Raw genomic sequence first — 17,987 nt, 5'->3', positions numbered from 1 at the left:
ACGTCCAACCCCATCGATCCGAAGGGGTGCGGCCCCGGACGGTCGCTTCGCGCGCTCACGCCTCTCCCCTCCCCGCAGTGATCCGCAGCTCCCGAAGCTGCTTCGCCTCGACCCCCGAGGGAGAGCCCGTGAGGGGATCGGCACCATGCCGGTTCTTCGGAAAGGCGATGACGTCCCGAATCGATTCCGCGCCAGCCAAAAGCATGACGAGCCGGTCGAGGCCGAGCGCGACGCCCCCATGGGGAGGAGCTCCATAACGGAAGGCCCGGAGCAGATGGCCGAAACGCTCCTCCTGCATCTGGGGATCGATCCCCAGGATCGAAAAGATCTTCTGCTGCAGTTCCGACTCATGAATCCGGATGCTGCCCCCGCCCAGCTCCGTCCCGTTGAGCACGACGTCGTAGGCCAACGCCCGAACCGCTCCAAAGCGCCCTTCCTCCAAAAGCTCCAGATCCTCCGGATGCGGCCGAGTGAAGGGATGATGCATGGAAGTCCACCGGCCCTCCTCCCGGTCGAAGGCAAACAGAGGAAAATCGGTCACCCAGAGGAATTTCCATTCGGAATGGGCTCTTCGTTCCCCGGAGAGCTCCGCCAGCCGCAGCCGGATGCGGCCAAGAATTTCACAGGCGAGCTCCCAGCGATCGGCCGCGAAAAGGAGCAGATCGCCTTCGCTCGCACCGAGCGTGCGCGCAAGCGCCTCCCGCTGCCCGGCCGTAAGAAATTTCCCGATCGGCGATCTCCAGCCGGAACTCTCCACCCGAACGTAGGCCAGGCCCTTGGCCCCCAGGCTTCGAGCGAGCTCCTCGAGCGCCGCCAGCTCTGAGGCTCCCATCTTCGCCAGCCCTTTCCCGTTCACCGCCTTGACTACCCCACCCTCATCCAGGACCGTTCGGAAGACTTTCAGGTCCGACTCCCGAAAGATCTCCCCAACATCGTAAAGGTCGATCCCGTACCGCAGATCGGGCTTGTCGCTCCCGTAACGATCCATCGCTTCGTGATAGCTCATTCGAGGGAAGGGGAGCGGGAGGCCGGTATCGAGAACATCGCGAAAGATCTTCCCAAGCACTCCTTCGACCCAGAACTGGACGTCTTCGGTCTCGACGAAGGACGCCTCCAGATCGATCTGGGTAAATTCGGGCTGGCGGTCCGCCCGCAAGTCTTCGTCGCGGAAGCAGCGGGCGATCTGATAGTAGCGTTCGACTCCGCCGACCATGAGCAGCTGTTTGTACTGTTGGGGAGCCTGAGGCAGGGCATAGAAGGAGCCGGGAGCCATCCGGCTTGGAACCAGGAAATCCCGCGCTCCTTCGGGTGTGCTCTTCGAGAGGATGGGAGTTTCCACATCCAGAAAGCCCTGCCCGTCCAGGTATTCTCTCACCGCCCTGACGATCCGATGGCGGAGCCGGAGGTTTTCGAGCATCCGAGGACGCCGCAAGTCGAGGAAACGGAAGGCTAACCGCAGCTCTTCGTTCTCCACGGTCGCATCGAGGGGAAACGGCAGCGGCAGGCAGGAGTTGAGCAGTCGAACCGACTGGGCAACCACCTCGATCTCCCCGGTGGCCAAACCGGTGTTTTCGGTCCCTTCGGGCCGTCTCGCCACCAACCCTTCCACCTGCACGAGATCCTCGGCGTGCAGGGCCTTCCCGATCTCCGCAGCCTCCGGGTGCTCCTCTGGATGAAAGACGATCTGGGAGATTCCCTCTCGATCCCGGAGATCGACAAAGACAAGCCCGCCATGGTCTCTCCGCCGGTCGACCCAGCCGCAGAGCCGCACGTTTCGGCCCACGTCTGTCTTCCGCAGCTGAGCGCAATGATGCGTGCGCCACCGATTCGCGGTTCTCATGCCTATCCCTTCCCCTCCCGGGGCAGCCCGAGCGTCGTCGATTCTCCAGGAAATTCGGGCTCCGCTCTCGCCGCTTGGAGAAGCGATCCGATGGCTTCCAGCGATATGAGCCGGCTCTTCCGGGAAGCCATCTCCCGGAATTCCACCATCCCCTCGATCACGCGGACGTCCACACCGAGGGCATGACGGGCGCCGATCGCCTCGGCCCGCTCCCACTGCTTCTTGGGCTTGGCGGCGTGGAGAGGGTAATCGACCGAAAATCCCTGATCCCGCAGCAACTGTACCAGCCGGACGGCCGCCGGACGAACCTCTTCCTCGGAAATGATGACGGAGATCTCCGGCTGCGGGAGCGTCGCCTCAAGCTTCCCTTTCTCGCGAAGCAGCTCTCCCAGCACCACATCGCCCATGCCAAATCCGACCGCCGGCATCGACTCGCCGCCCAGACGCTCCAGAAGGTCATCATACCGACCCCCTCCGGCGATGGCCCGAAAGGCTCCTTGCCGGTCGAACGCTTCGAAGACGGTCCCGGTATAATAGGCAAGGCCGCGCACGACGCGGTAATCCTGCTCGGCGAATGGCGCAAGCCCGCGCGCGCCCAACCCGGCCAACACCCGTTCCACCGGCTCCCAAGGCTCACCCTCCTCGATCAGCCGAAAAACCGGAGCCGCCAAGGGGCCCAGGGCCTCCTCGGTCTTTTCGCGCGGTTGACGCTCGATCTTGTCGATCGCCTGAAAGAGGCCATACCGCTCTTCCTCCCGCACTTGGTGCCGCTCAAAAAACCTGGCCCAGAACCCGCGGTCGCTCAACCGCACCACGAAGTCCTCCGGCCCCAGCCCAAAGCCGCGGAGCGAGTCGATCAACAGGGCGATGACTTCGATATCGGCTTCCCGGGACTCCTCCCCGAGGATGTCGCAATTCCACTGGAAATGCTCCCGCAGCCGGCCTCGCTGCGCCCGCTCGTAGCGGTACACTTGGGGGATCGAGAACCATTTCAACGGCTTGCGATAGTCCCGGTGACGCGCCCGGACCATGCGCACGAGCGTCGGCGTAATCTCGGGCCGCATGGCGACCAGCCTGCCTCCGCGATCGCTGAACTGGTAAACCTGATCCAGGATCTCGGAGCCGGATTTTTTTCGATAGAGATCGAGCGGCTCAAGGACGGGACCGTCGTACTCGACGAAGCCATAGCGTCGCGCGGTGCCCCGCCAGCGGGACAGGATCGCTTCCCGGAAAGCGAGTTCCTCCGGGTAAAAGTCTCGAAATCCGGGAAGAGGCTGCATGGCGCGGCTCCCCGCTCTAGCTTCCAAGCGGGATAGCGAGATCAGGCACTATCCCCAACCGCCTGGTTCAGGGCGAGCTTTTTTTCGCCGCACCCTCCTCCAGAAGCTCTTGCGTCACCTTTTGCAGGATTCGCTTGACCTGCTTCCCTGGCTTGAAGCGGACGACCGCGCGAGGAGGGATCGTGATGTCCCGTCCCGGGCTCCGAGGGTTCCGGCCGACACGGGCACGACGCAACGCGATTTCGAACACGCCGAAATTCCGCAGCTCGATATTCTGGCGATTCCCGAAGCTCTCCATGAGAATTCGCAATAAAGAGCCCAGGACCCTTGCCGCCTGCTGCTGCGGTAGATTGGTCTCCTCCGCAACCTGCACCACCAAATCCCTTCGCGTCAGGTTTCCCATAGATCGATCCGTTGCGGCTCCCCCCTCCAGAAGCCCTTTCTAGGGAAAGGATAATCTGAAAAGAAGGTTGCACAACAGAAAAAGCGGTCGAAGGGCCGTTGGAGCGCCGGAGGCGCACCTCTTTTTGCAGCCCTCGGTCCGCAAAAGTTGTCTCTGCGGCTTGCAAATCGGGATGCGTCTGCTTTTGTTGGGCTCAGCATGTCCTTCTTCAATCACCTCTTGCGGCCGCATTCCCGCTGAGGAGGATGCCCTTCATGGCAGAGCGCTTTTTCCTCACGACGGCGATCGACTACGTCAATGGCTCCCCTCATCTGGGGCATGCCTACGAAAAGACCCTTGCCGACGCCCTTGCGCGCTACCAGCGCCTCTGCGGGCGCTCAGTCTTTTTCCTGACCGGGGTCGACGAGCATGGGCAAAAGGTGCAGCAATCGGCCCGGGCTCTCGGGCTCGATCCGCAGGATTTCTGCGATCGGCAAAGCGGCCTCTTCCGCGCGCTCTGGGACCGACTCGACATCTCCTTCGACCAGTTCGCCCGCACGACCGAACCACGGCACAAGGAAGCGGTTCAGTCCTGTCTCTGCCGTCTCCAGGAGAAGGAGCTCCTCCGCTTTGAGGAGCACGAGGGCTTTTACAGCCTGCGGCAAGAGCAGTTCGTGACCGAAAAGGAGAGGGTGGATGGCCGCTGGCCGGAGATCTTCGGCGAAGTGGTCCCGATGCGCGAGCCGAACTACTTCTTCCTTCTTTCCCGATTCGGAGAGCAGATCCGGCGCGAAATCGAATCCCGACCGGACTGGATCGTCCCCGAATTTCGCCGTAACGAACTCCTGGCCGCCTTGCGACGTCCACTGCAGGAGCTCTGCATTTCCCGGCCGCGAAGCCGCCTTGCCTGGGGCATTCCGCTGCCCTTCGATGAGCGCTATGTCACCTATGTCTGGTTCGACGCCCTCCTCAATTATGTCTCTTTTGCCCGAGAAGGGGAGGGCGGCACCTGGTGGCCCGCCGACCTTCAGATCATCGGAAAGGACATCCTCGTGCCGGCGCACGGCGTCTACTGGCCGGCGATCCTCGCGGCATTAGGGCTTCCGCTCCCGCGGAGGCTCCTGGTACACGGCTGGTGGCTCAATCGGGGAGCCAAGATGAGCAAATCGACGGGGAACGCAATCGATCCCCTCCCCTACCTCGACCGCTTCGGTTCCGAAGCCCTCCGTTACTTTCTCTTGCGAGAGATGACCCTCGGCAACGATGCCGACTTCTCGGACGAGAAGCTTCTCCAGAGGTACCAGAGCGATCTGGCCAACGATTTGGGGAATTTCGCGCACCGTTCCCTCTCCATGATCGCACGTTATCGGGGAGGACGCGTTCCCGGCTGGATCGATTCGGAAGCCGGGCAGTCGGAGAGGGAGCTCGCTTCGGCCTTCGACGAAGAGGCCTACCGAGTCGCCTTCGACCAGGGCGACACGGGCACGGGCCTCGCGGTTGCGTGGGCCTTCATCGGCCGAGCCAACCGCTACGTCGACCAGGCCGCTCCTTGGAAAGTAGCCCGGGCACCCGCTTCGGAAAAGCGGCTGGACCTCATTTTGGCGATCCTGGCAGAGACGCTCCGGCGGATTGCCATCCTCATCGAACCCGCACTACCTCGAAGCAGCCGAAAGCTGCTGACCGAGCTCGGCGTCTCCGAACCCCCGCTCCTCTCCCGTGCCGTCTTTGCACCGCCCAGAGAGAGCTACTCCGCCGGAGCCCCCGAGCCCCTTTTCCCCCGGGTGGAGGGATAGGGGCTGTGAGATCGGAAGATTTTCCGTCCGTTCACGAGCTTGCCATTGCTCAGCACTGCTCTCTCTGTCATGCTCTTGCGCCATGAGGGTCGAAAGACGGGTCGGATGCGGGACGGTGTCCTTCCTCGTCCTCCTGGCCGTCAGCCTTTTGCTCAATTTGATCTTCTGGAACGCGCTCCAGATGAAGAAGGGCACCAGCCCGGACATGAAACCTCCGGAGTTCCCGGAGGAATATGTCGCTGGCGATCCCGATCGCGACCAGAAGATCGTCCTGATTCGCTTGCAAGGGCTGATCGCACGAGAGGAGCCCGGCCAATTCTCAGACAGCATGATCGAGGACATCACCCTCCAGCTCCGGCAGGCACGCGATGACCGTCGGGTCAAAGCCATCCTCCTGGCGATCAACTCCCCGGGCGGAGAGGTCGATGCGAGTGACGTTCTCTATCACGAGCTCGAACGGGTTCGGCGGGTCAAGCCGATCGTCGTCTACATGGAATCGGTTGCCGCCTCGGGTGGCTACTACGCGGCCATGGGCGCCAGTTACCTGATGGCCAACGATCTCTCCCTCACCGGAAGCATCGGGGTCATCCTCCAAACCTTCAACGTCAAGGATCTTCTCGACAAGATCGGCGTGAAGGCGCTGACCCTGAAGTCGGGCAAAATGAAGGACATTCTCAATCCGACACGGGAAATGACTCCGGAAGAGCAGGCCTACGTTCAAGGGCTCATCAACGCCAGTTACGATCGGTTCGTCGGCATCGTCTCCCAGGAAAGGCACCTGGACTTGGAGCAACTGAAGGTCCGTTGGGCCGACGGGAGAATCCTCTCCGGCGCGATGGCCCTGCAGGCCAAGTTGATCGACGAGCTCGGCTACTTTGAAGACGCCGTTGACAAATGCAAGGAGCTCGGCAAGGTCAAGACGGCCCGCGTCGTCCGGTACGCTCCCCCCTTCCGGCTTTCGGCGCTGGTCCGAGGCCTTTTCGGGAGCGAAGCTCGTGCGAAAAGCCTCCTCTCCTCCGATCGGCTTCCCCTGATCTCCGGTCGTCTCTACTACCTGGCGCCGACCGTCTTTGGATCCGGTGGATTCCTCCCGTGAGATTCCGGCGGCTCTCCTCTGCGCCCTTGGCCTCTCCTCTTTCCGGATTGCTCATCGGCTTCCGGAACCTCAAGCTGCGCCGCCGCCGGGAATGAACGAGGTCACCGCCAAGCTTCTGCACCAATATGGAGCGCTGGTTGCAGGCTTTTTCCTGACTAGCGCGGCGGCGGCGGCGGCCTTGGGCCTGGCTTTCCGTAAGCTCCGCCATGCGGGAGCACTACCCTACGGGCAGGCTCCAACGATCCCCTTTTCCTCGATCGAGCTCGTAACCGTATCCCTGTTCCTGATCTCCGGGGTTTTCTTCTCGGCAGGCACGACTCTCGCCCTCATCGCCGTCCTGCTCCTGGTCCGCTTTCACCGGCTCAATTTCGACGCCTACTTCGGCACCAACCGCCTCCCCGTCTGGAAAAGCCTCGGAGCCGGTTTCTGGATCGCTCTGGCGGCCGACCTTCCTCTCCGCCTCGTGGCGGCTCTTGGCGAGCTGCTCGGGAAAGTCTTCGGAGTTCCCGCCCCTCCCCAGCCCGCAGTCGAGATCTTTGTACGCACCCACAACTGGCCGTCCCTCTCCCTGCTCCTCGTCTTCATTCTCGTGCTGGCCCCGTTGGGGGAGGAGGTGCTCTTCCGTGGATTCCTCTACGTCTATCTGAAAAACCGGCTCTCGCGTAGATCCGCACTCATCGTAACCGCTCTCCTCTTCGCCTTTCTCCATTTCAACTGGCCGACCTTTCTCCCGCTCTTTCTCTTTGGACTCCTGCTCGGCATCGCTTACGAATTTTCGGGATCGCTCCTGCTCTCCATTGCGATTCACTGCTGGTTCAATAGCTTTACGACAGGCCTGTTGCTCCTGGCGAAATTCGGTTGAGGAAGTGAAGAGAGGCCTGCGAACGCGCCCGATGACCCCGAGAAAGCCGCTTGCCCATTGCCGCTCCCTCGATGCCTTGGGTGAAGAGGGGCTGCTTCGCCTGCTGACCCGGCATTGGCGACATGGGCCCAGCGTGCGGGCGGGGGTCGGTGAGGACTGCGCCGTTCTCGAAGGGCGGGGAAAGGACAACTCCCTGCTCTTCAAGGCCGACTCGGTGGTCGAGGGGGTTCACTTCTCTCGGGAAACCCCATGGCGGTTGGTCGGGCGCAAGGCGCTCGGACGGGCGCTCAGCGATATCGCCGCCATGGGGGGATGTCCGCTCTACGCACTGATCGCGCTCGCCCTGCCGCCTACGGCCGCCCCCGCTCTCGTCCAGGAGATCTATCGAGGCATCGAGAGCTTAGCCCGGCGGTTCGCCGTGGATCTGGTTGGTGGGGAGCTCAGCCGGAGCCGCCAGATCGTTCTCACGGTTGCGCTGATCGGGGAGACTCCAGGTTATCCTCCGGTCCTGCGTTCGGGAGCCGAGCCAGGGGCGGGGCTCTATGTGACCGGAAGCCTCGGCGGCAGCCTGGGGAGCGGTCGTCACCTTCGATTCCGGCCACGTCTGGCCGAAGGACAATGGCTTGCCCAAGGCCGTTGGGCCAGCTCCCTCATGGACATCAGCGACGGACTGGCCTCCGACCTGCCACGGCTCGCCCAGGCTTCCGAGGTCGACTGGTCCCTGGACGAGAACCGTGTCCCTCGACGCCGAGGCTGCTCACTCCAGCAGGCGCTCTGCGATGGAGAGGACTACGAGCTTCTCTTCACCGTGGAACCGGATCGCGAGAGTGCCCTTCTCCAGGAGTGGCCGTTCTCCACGCGATTGACCCGGATCGGTGCCTGCCTCCACCCCTCCTCCGCCATCTCCAGGAAGAGATCCACCGCCTATGGGTTCGATCATTTCCGCCTCCCCTGAAGAAACCGAGCGCTTCGGCCGCCGCCTCGGGGAGGGAGCCTCTCCTCGCTCCGTCTTCGCCCTCTACGGCGAGCTGGGAGCCGGCAAGTCGACCCTCGCGCGCGGCCTCGCTCACGGGATCGGCGCCCGGGAGCCGGTAACCAGCCCGACCTTCACGCTGGTGCAGGAATATCGAAGCGGGCGGCTTCCCCTTGTTCACGTCGACCTCTACCGGCTGGAGGGGCCCCAGGAGGCGGAGGCGCTTCATCTCGAGGAGTTCTGGAACGAGCCGGCGGTCGTCGTGATCGAGTGGCCCGAGAAGATGGAAGAGCTGCTTCCCCCGCAAACCGAGCGATGGGAGCTCTTGCTTCTTTCGGAAAATGAGCGGATGATCCGCCGAAAGGCGGGGTAAGGACTCGCTCGGACGAAGACCCGCATCCGATCTTGCGCTCCCATGATTCTCGCCCTGGAAACGTCCTCGTCCCTGGGCAGCTTGGCGATCGGGGAGCCGGGGCGACTCGTCGAGACCCGGGAATTTGCCGGTGCTCGCCATTCCGCCGCTCTTTTTTCTTCCCTGCGAGAGTTGACGCTTCCCTCGCTCCGGATCGAGACCGTGATCGTCGGTGTGGGACCGGGCTCCTTCTCCTCGATCCGTGCTTCCATCGCCGCAGCCCAGGCAATCGCGTTCGCCAAGGGCTCCCGTCTCCGTTCCGTCTGCAGCGCCTGCTCCCTCGCCCTCCAATTCTGCGATGTGGCACGGCTCGGCGTCTTTTCCGACGCCCGGCGGGGAGAGCTTTACGGAACACTTTTCTCCTTCGGCCGACTGGTGCGATCCACCTTCGTCTTTCCCAAGGAGGAGCTGGCGATCCGGGTGCAAAGCCTGGATTTGGCCATCGCATCTGAAGAGCTCGGGCCAGGCTTGCACCGCGCCTTCCCGCGGGCCGAGGATTTTCTTCGGATCGAGGAGGAGAGCCCCGCCTTTTCGGAAGAGCCCTTTCCCGAACCCCTTTATTTCCGGAGCCCGCTTGCCGCTCCGGCCGGTTCCCCATCCTAGGCTTTCATGAAAGATCGCGTGCCACGCTGTTGGGCGGAAATCGATGGTTCCGCGCTTCGCCACAATCTCGCCGTGGTGCGAAGCCGGATTTCAGAGGAGACCAAGCTTGTTGCGGTGGTCAAAGCCAATGCCTACGGCCACGGCCTGATCCCGGTAGCCAAGGAGCTCGTCGGAGGAGGGGCGGATATCCTCGGCGTCAGTAACGTCGAGGAGGCGGCCGAGCTTCGAGCGGCGGGCGTAGCGACGACTCCCATCCTCCTGCTGAGTGCCTGCCTTCCCGAAGAGTTCGCGCGGGCGATCGAATACCACGCTTGGCCGACCATCTCGACCTATGAGGAGGCGAAGCGGCTCAATGCCGCGGCCCGGAAGGCCGGGGTGCGCGCCACCGCTCACTTCAAGATCGACACGGGCATGGGCAGGCTCGGCCTATGGGGAGCGGAAGCCGTGAAGGAGCTCAAGCGGGCCGAGCGGCTTCCTGCCGTCGAGATCGGAGGCGTCTGTACCCACTTCAGCTCGGCCGATGAGGATCCGGAGAGAACGGAGGAGCAGTGGAACGAGCTCATGCGCTGGCGGCCGCACTTCGCCGACAAGAAGCTCCACGTCGCCAACAGCGCTGCCCTTTGGCGCAAGACCGTCTACGCCTGCTCGTTTGTCCGGGTTGGCCTCGCTCTCTATGGATTGCCTCCCATGCCCTTCCTTCGCCGGCTGCTTCGACCGGTCCTATCCTGGAAAACGCGGATCACCCTCCTCCGCCACCTCCCGGCCGGTCGAACCGTTAGCTACGGAGCTACCTATGTGCTTCGCAAGGCACAGAAGCTGGCGACGCTTGCCGTCGGATATGGAGACGGTTATTTCCGCACCCTTTCGAATCGTGCGCAGGTCCTGGTCCGCGGGAGCCGCTGCCGGATTCGGGGGCGGGTGACGATGGACCAGTCGATCGTCGATGTGAGCGGTGTGCCGGGATGCAAGGTCGGTGATGAGGTCGTTCTCCTCGGCCCCCAGGGTGATCAGGTCATCTACGCCGAGGAGCTGGCGAAGATTGCTGGAACGATCGGATACGAAATCGTCACCGCCGTCGGCGGGCGCGTCTTTCGGATCTACCGGAACTTTCACTCCTTGTCGCAACGCGAAGAGACGCAGCGGAGTCGAAAAGCTGCCGAGGCCCGCCGGGAAAAGGCGCCAGAGGCCCGCTCTGCTGCCTCTGAAGGCATTCGCGCTGGAGCGTCAAGGACGACCATCCGATCGCCGCGCACCTAGCGCGGCAAGCGCGGCCTCATGGACGCTTTCCATGAGCGAGGGGTGGGCCGGAACCGCCTGCGCCAGGGACTCGACGGTGGCTCCCGTCTCCAAGGCGACGACACCCGCTCCGATCAGCTCGGAGGCGCGACTGCCCACAATCTCCATGCCTGCGAGCTTGCCCGAGAGTTCGTCCATCCAGACGGTGACGAACCCATGGGGCGTGTCTGCCGCCAGCGCTCTGCCGTTTGCCTGAAAATAAGCGATTCCTCGCCGATAGGGGCGCTTGGCGACGCGCAGATCTTCCTCCAAGAAGCCGACGCAGGCCACCTCCGGCTCCGTGTAGATGACGTTCGGGATGTTCCGGTAGCGGACTCGGGCAGGCCTTCCCGCCAGCAGCTCGGCGACGGCCCTGCCTTCGGCCTGGGCGCGATGAGCCAGCATCGGGCCTTCGATCAGGTCGCCGATGGCATAGATCGAGGGGAGAGAAGTCTGCCAGAACCGATTGACCGCAACCCGACCGCTCTCCGTCAAGTGGATCCCCGCCTCGACGAGCGCAAGATCCGCATGGTGCGGTCTTCTCCCTACGGCGACCAGAGCTCGTTCGGCGGTGAGCGTCCGCTCCTTGCCTCTTTCCTCGGCTCGTACCGTGACGGAGGCTTCTCCGATCTCCGCACCGGCAACCCGGGCCCCGAGGAGAAACTGCATCCGCTGCTTCTCGAGCTCTTGCTGCAGCACCCTGGCCACGATCGGGCTGAATCCCGCCGCGATGCGAGGGAGCCGCTCCACCACAATCACTTCGCTTCCCAACCGACTCCACACCGATCCTAGCTCAAGCCCGATGGCACCCGCTCCAATGATCAGAAGCCTTTTGGGGACCTCCCGGAAGGAGAGAGCTTCGGTGCTGTCGACGACGAGCTTCTGGTCGAAGGGGAGAAAGGGGAGCTCGGCGGGTTCGCTGCCCGTGGCGAGCAGAATGGCGCGCGTCTCCAGGATTTCCTCGCCCTCGGCTCCCCGTACCGCAACGGCGTGCGGCCCGGCGACCCGGGCCGTCCCCTCCCATACGTGGACGCCGTTTTGCCGCATCAGGAAGGAGATGCCCTTGGCCAGCTTTTCCACGACCGCCTCCTTGTGCGCCTGAAGCTGCGGCAGATCGATCCCGAAGCCATTCGCCATAATGCCGTTCTGCGAAAGCCGATCGCGGGCATGGACATAGGCTTCCGTCGAGGAGAGAAGGGTCTTGCTGGGAATGCAGCCGACCCGGAGGCAGGTCCCTCCCAATTGAGAGCAGCGCTCGACTAACGCCGTTCGCAGGCCGAGCTCGGCGGCGCGAAGCGCGGCGACATAGCCTCCCGGCCCTGCACCGATGACGACCAGATCGAAGGCGGCTTGACTGGCCACCGGAGCCTCCCTTCTCGCCTTGCTCAGAGATCGAGCAGGACGATCCCCGGATGTTCGAGGAATGACTTGACCTGCGTCAGGAAGGTGACGGCTTCCCTCCCGTCGATCACCCGATGATCGTAGGTCAACGCCAGGTACATCATTGGACGAATCTCCACGGAGCCGCGAACGGCGACGGGACGGTCCTGAATCGCATGCATGCCGAGGATGGCGCTTTGCGGAGGATTGAGAATCGGCGTCGAGAGCAGCGAACCGAAGACTCCCCCGTTGGTAATCGTAAAGAGACCGCCGTCGAGCTCCGGAAGGGTCAGCTTTCCCGACTTGGCCCGCTCTGCGAATTCGCGGATCGACCGCTCGATTTCCGCAAAGCTCTTCTCCTCTGCGTCGCGGAGAACGGGAACGATCAAGCCCCGATCGGTCGAGACAGCAATTCCGATATCATAGCGACCGGGGTAGACGAGATCGGTTCCGTCGATCTGCGCTCCGACCTGGGGCACCTGTCGAAGCGCCTCCACAACGGCCCGGACGAAAAAGGCCATGAAGCCGAGTCGGACTCCGTGCCTCTTCTCGAATCGTTCCCCGAATCGCTCCCGCAGATCCTTGACCGCCGTAAGGTCGGCCTCGTTGAAGGTCGTCAAATGGGCCGTGTTCCGATGCGCGGACAAAAGACGTTCCGCAATCTTGAGCCGAATGGGACTCATCGGCTTGCGATGCGGAGGCTTCGGAGAAGCGCCGGGTTCCTCCGGCGACTCTTTCTGGGCCGGAGCAAACCCTTGCCACTCTTCCTCCCGCAGCACCCGTCCGCCGCCGGAAGGCCGGAACGGCGGCGCAGGCTCTGGTGCGACCGGAAGAGCTGCGGATGCTTCCCTGCGGGCTTCCGCAGCACCCGGCGCCTCCACAGGAACGGGTCGGGCTTCGACCATCGGAGGGAGCCTCTGCGCCGAGGCTGCGGGTGGGCGGCTCGGCCGATTCTCCCCGTCGCCCGGGCCCGGACTCTCCTCGATTTGCGCTACGACCTGTCCGATCTCGACCTTCGTCCCGGGTTCGACCAGCGGGGTAAAGGAACCAGCGACCTCGGCATAAATCTCCGAAGTGATCTTTTCGGTCTCGATCTCACCGAGAGCGTCTCCCGGCTCGACTCGATCCCCCTTGCTCTTCAGCCACTTTCCCAGCACACCTCCCTGGATCGACTCGCCCAGGAAGGGCATTTTCACCTCGACCGCCATGTCCCTCCCTAGCCCTCCCCGAAGGCCTGCCGGCAGATCCGTTCCTGTTCCAAGCGGTGGACTCCGAGGTTTCCGGCCGCCGTGCTCGCGGAAGCCTCGCGACCCACGTAACGGATCTCCCGACCGAGGAGCGCGCGCAGCCGCCTTTCCATATAATGCCACCCGCCCATGTTCTCGGGCTCCTCTTGGCACCAAGCCAGATCTTCCGCGCGGTGACCCGCGAGCAAGCGGGAGAGCTTTTCCCGATGGAGCGGGTAGAACTGCTCGAGCCGAAGGATGGCGGTGTCGCTCTCCCCGAGTTTCTCCCGATGGGCGACCAGATCGTAGTAGATCTTGCCGGAGCAGAAGAGAACTCGCCGCGCCCCTTCCGGTCGGGCCGGATCCGGGAGAATCTCCTCGAAGCCGCCTTGCGAGAAATCGGCAAGCGGCGAGGAACAGTGTGGATCGCGCAAGAGACTTTTCGGCGTGAAGAGCACCAGGGGTTTCACAAAGCCTCGAAGGGCCTGACGGCGCAGGATATGGAAGTAGTTGGCCGGAGTCGAGCATTGGGCCACGACCATGTTGTCCTCGGCGCAGAGCTGCAGGAAGCGCTCGATGCGCGCGGTCGAGTGCTCCGGCCCTTGGCCTTCGTAGCCGTGAGGGAGAAGGACGACCAGGTTGGCCACCGTGCCCCATTTCGATTCCGAGCTCGACAGGTAATGGTCGATGATCACCTGCGCCCCGTTCGCAAAATCACCGTACTGCGCCTCCCAGAGGATCAGGGCTTCGGGATAGTCCAGAGAGTAGCCGAAATCAAACCCGAGCACGGCATTCTCCGAAAGCGGGCTATTGTAGATGCAGAAGATCGCCTGATCCGGGCTGACATGGTCGAGGGGGACATACCTCGCCCGGGAATGGATGTCATACAGGACCCCGTGCCTTTGGCTGAAGGTACCGCGCCGGCTATCCTGCCCCGAAAGCCGGACCGGCACTCCCTCCTTGAGCAGAGAGCCAAACGCGAGCGCCTCCGCCAGCGGCCAGAGAATGGGACCCTTGTTCTCCAAGACCGCTCGGCGATCCTGCAGCATTCGGGCGATCTTGGGATTGAGGCTAATGTCCGGCGGTTCTTGCGTGATCGCCCGGCCGATCGCGAGCAGCTCTTCCTCCACCACGGCGGTACGGACGGGTTCCAAGAGCCGTGGGCAGGAGAGTCGTTCTCGGAGCTTCGGCTTGGCTTGGGTTGCCCACTGCTTCGACTGCGCCATGTCCGCGGCGAGCTGCTCCACGAATGCCTTGCGGTAGGCCTGTGCTTCGTCCCGGCTCATTTCCCCGGAAGCGACCAGACGCTCGAGAAAGACCTCGCTGATTTTCGGATGCGCGGCGATCTCCTGATAGAGGGTCGGCTGCGTAAAGCTCGGCTCGTCGCCTTCGTTGTGCCCGTGCCGCCGGTAGCCGAACAGATCGACGACCACGTCTCGCGCAAAGAGCTGACGATATTCGAAAGCCAGCCGGATCGCGAAGACGGCCGCCATCGGGTCGTCGCCGTTGACATGAAAAATCGGGATCCCGAGCATCCGCGCAATGCCCGTGCAGTGATGAGTCGATCGAGCATCTTGGGGCAATGTGGTAAACCCGATCTGGTTATTGATCACGATATGGAGCGTGCCTCCGGTCCGGTAGCCTTGAAGCTGGGAGAGGTTGAGCGTCTCCTGCACCATCCCCTGCCCCATGAAGGAAGCGTCGCCATGGATGAGAAGGGGGAGCACCTTGCGGCGCTCCGCCGTGTCTCCCAGCCTTCTTTCCCAGGCCCTTGCCTTCCCCTCGACCACAGGATTGACCGCCTCCAGATGACTCGGGTTGGGAGCGAGCCCGATGGTGACGACCGATCCGCAAGCGGTCTTACGGACCGCTTCGAACCCCAAATGGTAGCGAACGTCGCCGTCGCCCAAGACGCCCTCCGGAAAATAGTTTTCCGAGAACTCGTCGAAAATGGTCTTAAAATCCTGCTGCAGCACGTTCGCCAGGACATTGAGCCTCCCGCGGTGCGCCATCCCCATCACGATGCGATCGACTCCGTGAAGAGGGCAGGCTTCCACGACCGCATCGAGCATGGGGATCAGGGTCTCGTTGCCTTCCAAGGAAAAGCGCTTCTGGCCGACATAGCGGGTATGGAGGAACGCTTCAAATTCCTCCGCTCGTAAAATCGCCTGCAGGACACGGCGCCGTTCCTCTCCGGAAGAGCTTTTCGGGATGGAGACTCCCTCCAGCCGCTCAGCAATCCACCGCCTTTGGGCAAAGGAGTGCATATGCATGAATTCGACGGCCAGGGTCCCGCAAAACGTTTCGCGGAGGATTTCGAGAATCTCCCGCAGGGTCCGCAGGCCTCCCCCCGCCAGCGATGCGGAATCGAACACGACCTCCAGGTCTTCCTCCCCAAGTCCGAACCGTTCGAGCTCCAGGTCGTCGAAGGCATAGCGATTGAAACCAAGCGGATCGAGATTGGCGACGAAATGACCCAGGGTACGATAAGCGAAGATCAGCTCGTAGACCCCCCGCTGCTTGGCCAAGGCACTGCCTTCCGCCCGCGGGGAGGGTCGTCTGCTGGCCTCCGGGCCGGACGGCAACGGAGAGCCGCTGCGGGTCGAGCTCTCAAAGAGGCGGCGCCAACTCGCGTCAACCGAAGCGGGATCCTGAACCCATTGGGCGTAATACGCCTCGATCAGGGCGCCGTTATAGACGAGCGACGCGCCATCCAGTGCCAACGGGCGCTCCGCGCGTGGCGGAAGTGTAGTCATAGCGAGAAGCGACGGCTGGAGAGAAGGGTCTTGCTATTTCTGCTGCCTGCCTCGGCCCCAGCCAGGGCCAAGCCGAAGGTAGCGTCGGAGAGAAGGCTTTTCAACATGATTCCCCGAGCCCGCTCCCCGCTCGGAGGACGAGATCAGGGGTGGATTGTGGCTCCGCTCTTGCGAAATTCCTCGGCCCTCTGCTCCAAGCCTCGTGCCAGTGCGTCTTCCGGAGAGATCTCCTGCTCCCGCGCGTAATGGCGCACCTCCTCGGTAATCTTCATCGAACAAAACTGCGGTCCGCACATGGAGCAAAAATGGGCGCTCTTCGCGGCCTCTTGTGGCAAGGCCTCATCATGGAGGGAACGCGCCATCTCCGGGTCCAGGGAGAGGGCAAACTGGTCGTTCCAGCGGAACTCGAAGCGCGCCTTGCTCAGCGCGTTGTCCCATTCCTGGACTCCCGGAAATCCTTTGGCCAGATCGGCTGCGTGTGCGGCAATCCGGTAGGCGACAACACCTGCGCGCACATCGTCACGCGTCGGAAGCCCCAGATGCTCCTTCGGAGTCACGTAGCAGAGCATCGCGCATCCCTGCCAGCCGATCAGGGCTGCGCCGATCGCGCTCGTGATATGGTCGTATCCCGGAGCGATATCGGTGGTGAGCGGCCCAAGGGTATAGAACGGAGCCTCCCAGCAGTGGCGCAACTCCAGATCCATATTCTCCTGGATGAGCTGCAGCGGGATATGACCCGGCCCCTCGATCATGACCTGAACGTCGTGCTTCCAGGCGACCCGGGTCAGCTCCCCGAGGGTTTTGAGCTCGGCGATCTGCGCTTCGTCGTTCGCATCGGCGATCGCTCCCGGGCGCAGGCCGTCTCCCAGGGAGATGCTCACATCATAGGTCCGCAGAATGGAGCAGATCTCCTCGAAGTGGGTATAGAGGAAGTTCTCCTCGTGATGCGCCAGGCACCACTTCGCCAGGATCGAGCCGCCGCGGCTGACGATGCCGCAACGGCGACGGGCGGTCAACGGCACATAGCGGAGAAGCACCCCTGCGTGGATCGTAAAGTAATCGACCCCCTGCTCGGCCTGTTCGATCAGCGTATCGCGATAGATTTCCCAGGTGAGTTCCTCAGCCCTTCCTCCCGCTTTTTCGAGCGCTTGGTAGATCGGCACGGTGCCGATGGGCACCGGACTCGATCGGAGAATCCACTCCCGAATCTGATGGATGCTCTTCCCGGTCGAAAGATCCATGACCGTATCCGCCCCCCAGAGGATCGCCCAGACGAGCTTCTCGACCTCTTCCTCAGGCGAAGAACCGATCGCCGAGTTGCCGATGTTGGCGTTGATCTTCACTCGGAAATTCCGCCCGATGATCATCGGCTCGGTCTCCGGGTGGTTGATATTCGCCGGGAGGATGGCACGGCCGGCGGCAATCTCATCGCGGACGAATTCGGGCGTAATCTGGGCGGGAATACGCGCGCCCAGAGAGTTTCCGGCCAGTTGGAAGGAGAGGGCCTCGCGATCGCGGCGTTCGGGGACGTAGGCTGTCCGACCGAGACTCTCCCGGATCGCCACGAACTCCATCTCAGGAGTCACGATGCCCCGCCGCGCATAGGCGAGTTGCGTGACCGCCTCTCCCTTCGCCCGCCGCGGCCTCCGGGAAGAGGAAGAGAGAGGAGCCTGACCGGACATGCCGTTGCGGGCCTCCGCCTTCTCCTTGTGGGGCCAGCTCAGATAGCCGTCATCGATCGGCTGCGGCACGCGCCCGGCGTAAGGCTCGCTATCGGCTCGCGCCTCGATCCAGGGAAGGCGAATCGCGGGAAGGCCCTTTGCCGGATCAAGCGCCACCGCAGGATCGGCATAGGGTCCCGCAGTATCGTAAAGACGGACGTTCGGGTTGCTTTCGTGCCCTCCGTCGGCCAGCCGGGTGGATTCCTGGCGAACCTCCCGGAACGGGACGCGCACGCCGGGGTTCTTCCCGTGGACGTAGACGCGCTCCGACTGCGGGAAATAGGATCGCAACGTCTCCCGGTTGAGAAGGCCCGTCCCTTCCGACCGCTGATCATTCTCTGCCATAGTCTTCTCCCTCGCGGGCTGCAACCGGATCCGCTCCGACGGG

14 protein-coding genes are annotated in these 17,987 nt (G+C 63.1%); 7 read left to right on the top strand and 7 right to left on the bottom strand.

All coding sequences use genetic code 11. From position 1 onward, the window contains the following. Nucleotides 1-55 precede the first annotated feature (55 nt). The 3 genes from aspS to MacB4_RS07745 all read right to left on the bottom strand — a co-directional run bounded on the left by aspS (nt 56) and on the right by MacB4_RS07745 (nt 3,523). Nucleotides 56-1,840, bottom strand: a complete 1,785-nt coding sequence (gene aspS / locus MacB4_RS07755) for an aspartate--tRNA ligase (RefSeq protein WP_206863302.1) — start codon at nt 1,838-1,840, stop codon at nt 56-58. 2 nt (nt 1,841-1,842) lie between these two features. Next, complete coding sequence (gene hisS / locus MacB4_RS07750) at nt 1,843-3,120, bottom strand: histidine--tRNA ligase (protein ID WP_206863301.1); 1,278 nt, start codon at nt 3,118-3,120, stop codon at nt 1,843-1,845. Nucleotides 3,121-3,187: 67 nt separating this feature from the next. Then, on the bottom strand, nt 3,188-3,523 hold the full coding sequence (locus MacB4_RS07745; protein ID WP_206863300.1) for an HU family DNA-binding protein: 336 nt from the start codon (nt 3,521-3,523) through the stop codon (nt 3,188-3,190). 254 nt (nt 3,524-3,777) lie between these two features. Between MacB4_RS07745 and metG the strand changes: the two genes are divergently transcribed. From metG to alr, 7 genes are all read left to right on the top strand, one after another. Continuing rightward, a complete protein-coding gene (gene metG / locus MacB4_RS07740) occupies nt 3,778-5,295 on the top strand; it encodes a methionine--tRNA ligase (protein WP_206863299.1) in 1,518 nt (505 codons plus the stop codon). 82 nt (nt 5,296-5,377) lie between these two features. Next, complete coding sequence (gene sppA / locus MacB4_RS07735; protein WP_206863298.1) at nt 5,378-6,391, top strand: signal peptide peptidase SppA; 1,014 nt, start codon at nt 5,378-5,380, stop codon at nt 6,389-6,391. Between the two features lie 91 nt (nt 6,392-6,482). Further along, nucleotides 6,483-7,253 carry a CPBP family intramembrane glutamic endopeptidase gene (locus MacB4_RS07730; RefSeq protein WP_206863297.1) on the top strand — a complete coding sequence of 257 codons (771 nt, stop codon included), beginning with the start codon at nt 6,483-6,485 and terminating at the stop codon, nt 7,251-7,253. A 31-nt stretch (nt 7,254-7,284) separates the two neighbouring features. After that, nucleotides 7,285-8,208, top strand: a complete 924-nt coding sequence (locus MacB4_RS07725) for a thiamine-monophosphate kinase (RefSeq protein WP_206863296.1) — start codon at nt 7,285-7,287, stop codon at nt 8,206-8,208. Then, entirely contained in the window at nt 8,180-8,599 is a 420-nt protein-coding gene (gene tsaE / locus MacB4_RS07720; RefSeq protein ID WP_206863295.1) for a tRNA (adenosine(37)-N6)-threonylcarbamoyltransferase complex ATPase subunit type 1 TsaE, read from the top strand. Before MacB4_RS07725 ends, tsaE begins: the two co-directional genes overlap by 29 nt. Nucleotides 8,600-8,641: 42 nt before the next feature. Next, nucleotides 8,642-9,241, top strand: coding sequence for a tRNA (adenosine(37)-N6)-threonylcarbamoyltransferase complex dimerization subunit type 1 TsaB (gene tsaB / locus MacB4_RS07715; RefSeq protein WP_206863294.1), 600 nt, complete (start codon nt 8,642-8,644; stop codon nt 9,239-9,241). Nucleotides 9,242-9,259: 18 nt separating this feature from the next. Continuing rightward, complete coding sequence (gene alr / locus MacB4_RS07710) at nt 9,260-10,498, top strand: alanine racemase (RefSeq protein ID WP_242529179.1); 1,239 nt, start codon at nt 9,260-9,262, stop codon at nt 10,496-10,498. On the opposite strand, the gene lpdA is transcribed toward alr, so the two are convergent. From lpdA to thiC, 4 genes are all read right to left on the bottom strand, one after another. After that, nucleotides 10,466-11,878 carry a dihydrolipoyl dehydrogenase gene (gene lpdA, locus MacB4_RS07705; RefSeq protein ID WP_206863292.1) on the bottom strand — a complete coding sequence of 471 codons (1,413 nt, stop codon included), beginning with the start codon at nt 11,876-11,878 and terminating at the stop codon, nt 10,466-10,468. The two genes, alr and lpdA, sit on opposite strands and share 33 nt — an antisense overlap. A 23-nt stretch (nt 11,879-11,901) precedes the next feature. Beyond that, nucleotides 11,902-13,104, bottom strand: a complete 1,203-nt coding sequence (gene odhB / locus MacB4_RS07700; RefSeq protein WP_206863291.1) for a 2-oxoglutarate dehydrogenase complex dihydrolipoyllysine-residue succinyltransferase — start codon at nt 13,102-13,104, stop codon at nt 11,902-11,904. Nucleotides 13,105-13,112: 8 nt separating this feature from the next. Further along, nucleotides 13,113-15,878, bottom strand: coding sequence for a 2-oxoglutarate dehydrogenase E1 component (locus tag MacB4_RS07695; protein ID WP_206863290.1), 2,766 nt, complete (start codon nt 15,876-15,878; stop codon nt 13,113-13,115). A gap of 143 nt (nt 15,879-16,021) precedes the next feature. Next, nucleotides 16,022-17,944, bottom strand: coding sequence for a phosphomethylpyrimidine synthase ThiC (gene thiC, locus MacB4_RS07690; RefSeq protein WP_206863289.1), 1,923 nt, complete (start codon nt 17,942-17,944; stop codon nt 16,022-16,024). Nucleotides 17,945-17,987 lie beyond the last annotated feature (43 nt).

The sequence above is a fragment of the Methylacidimicrobium sp. B4 genome, assembly GCF_017310545.1.
Taxonomy (GTDB): domain Bacteria; phylum Verrucomicrobiota; class Verrucomicrobiia; order Methylacidiphilales; family Methylacidiphilaceae; genus Methylacidimicrobium.
Note: the sequence above shows the minus strand (reverse complement) of the source record. Positions and strands in the feature narration are given on the sequence as shown.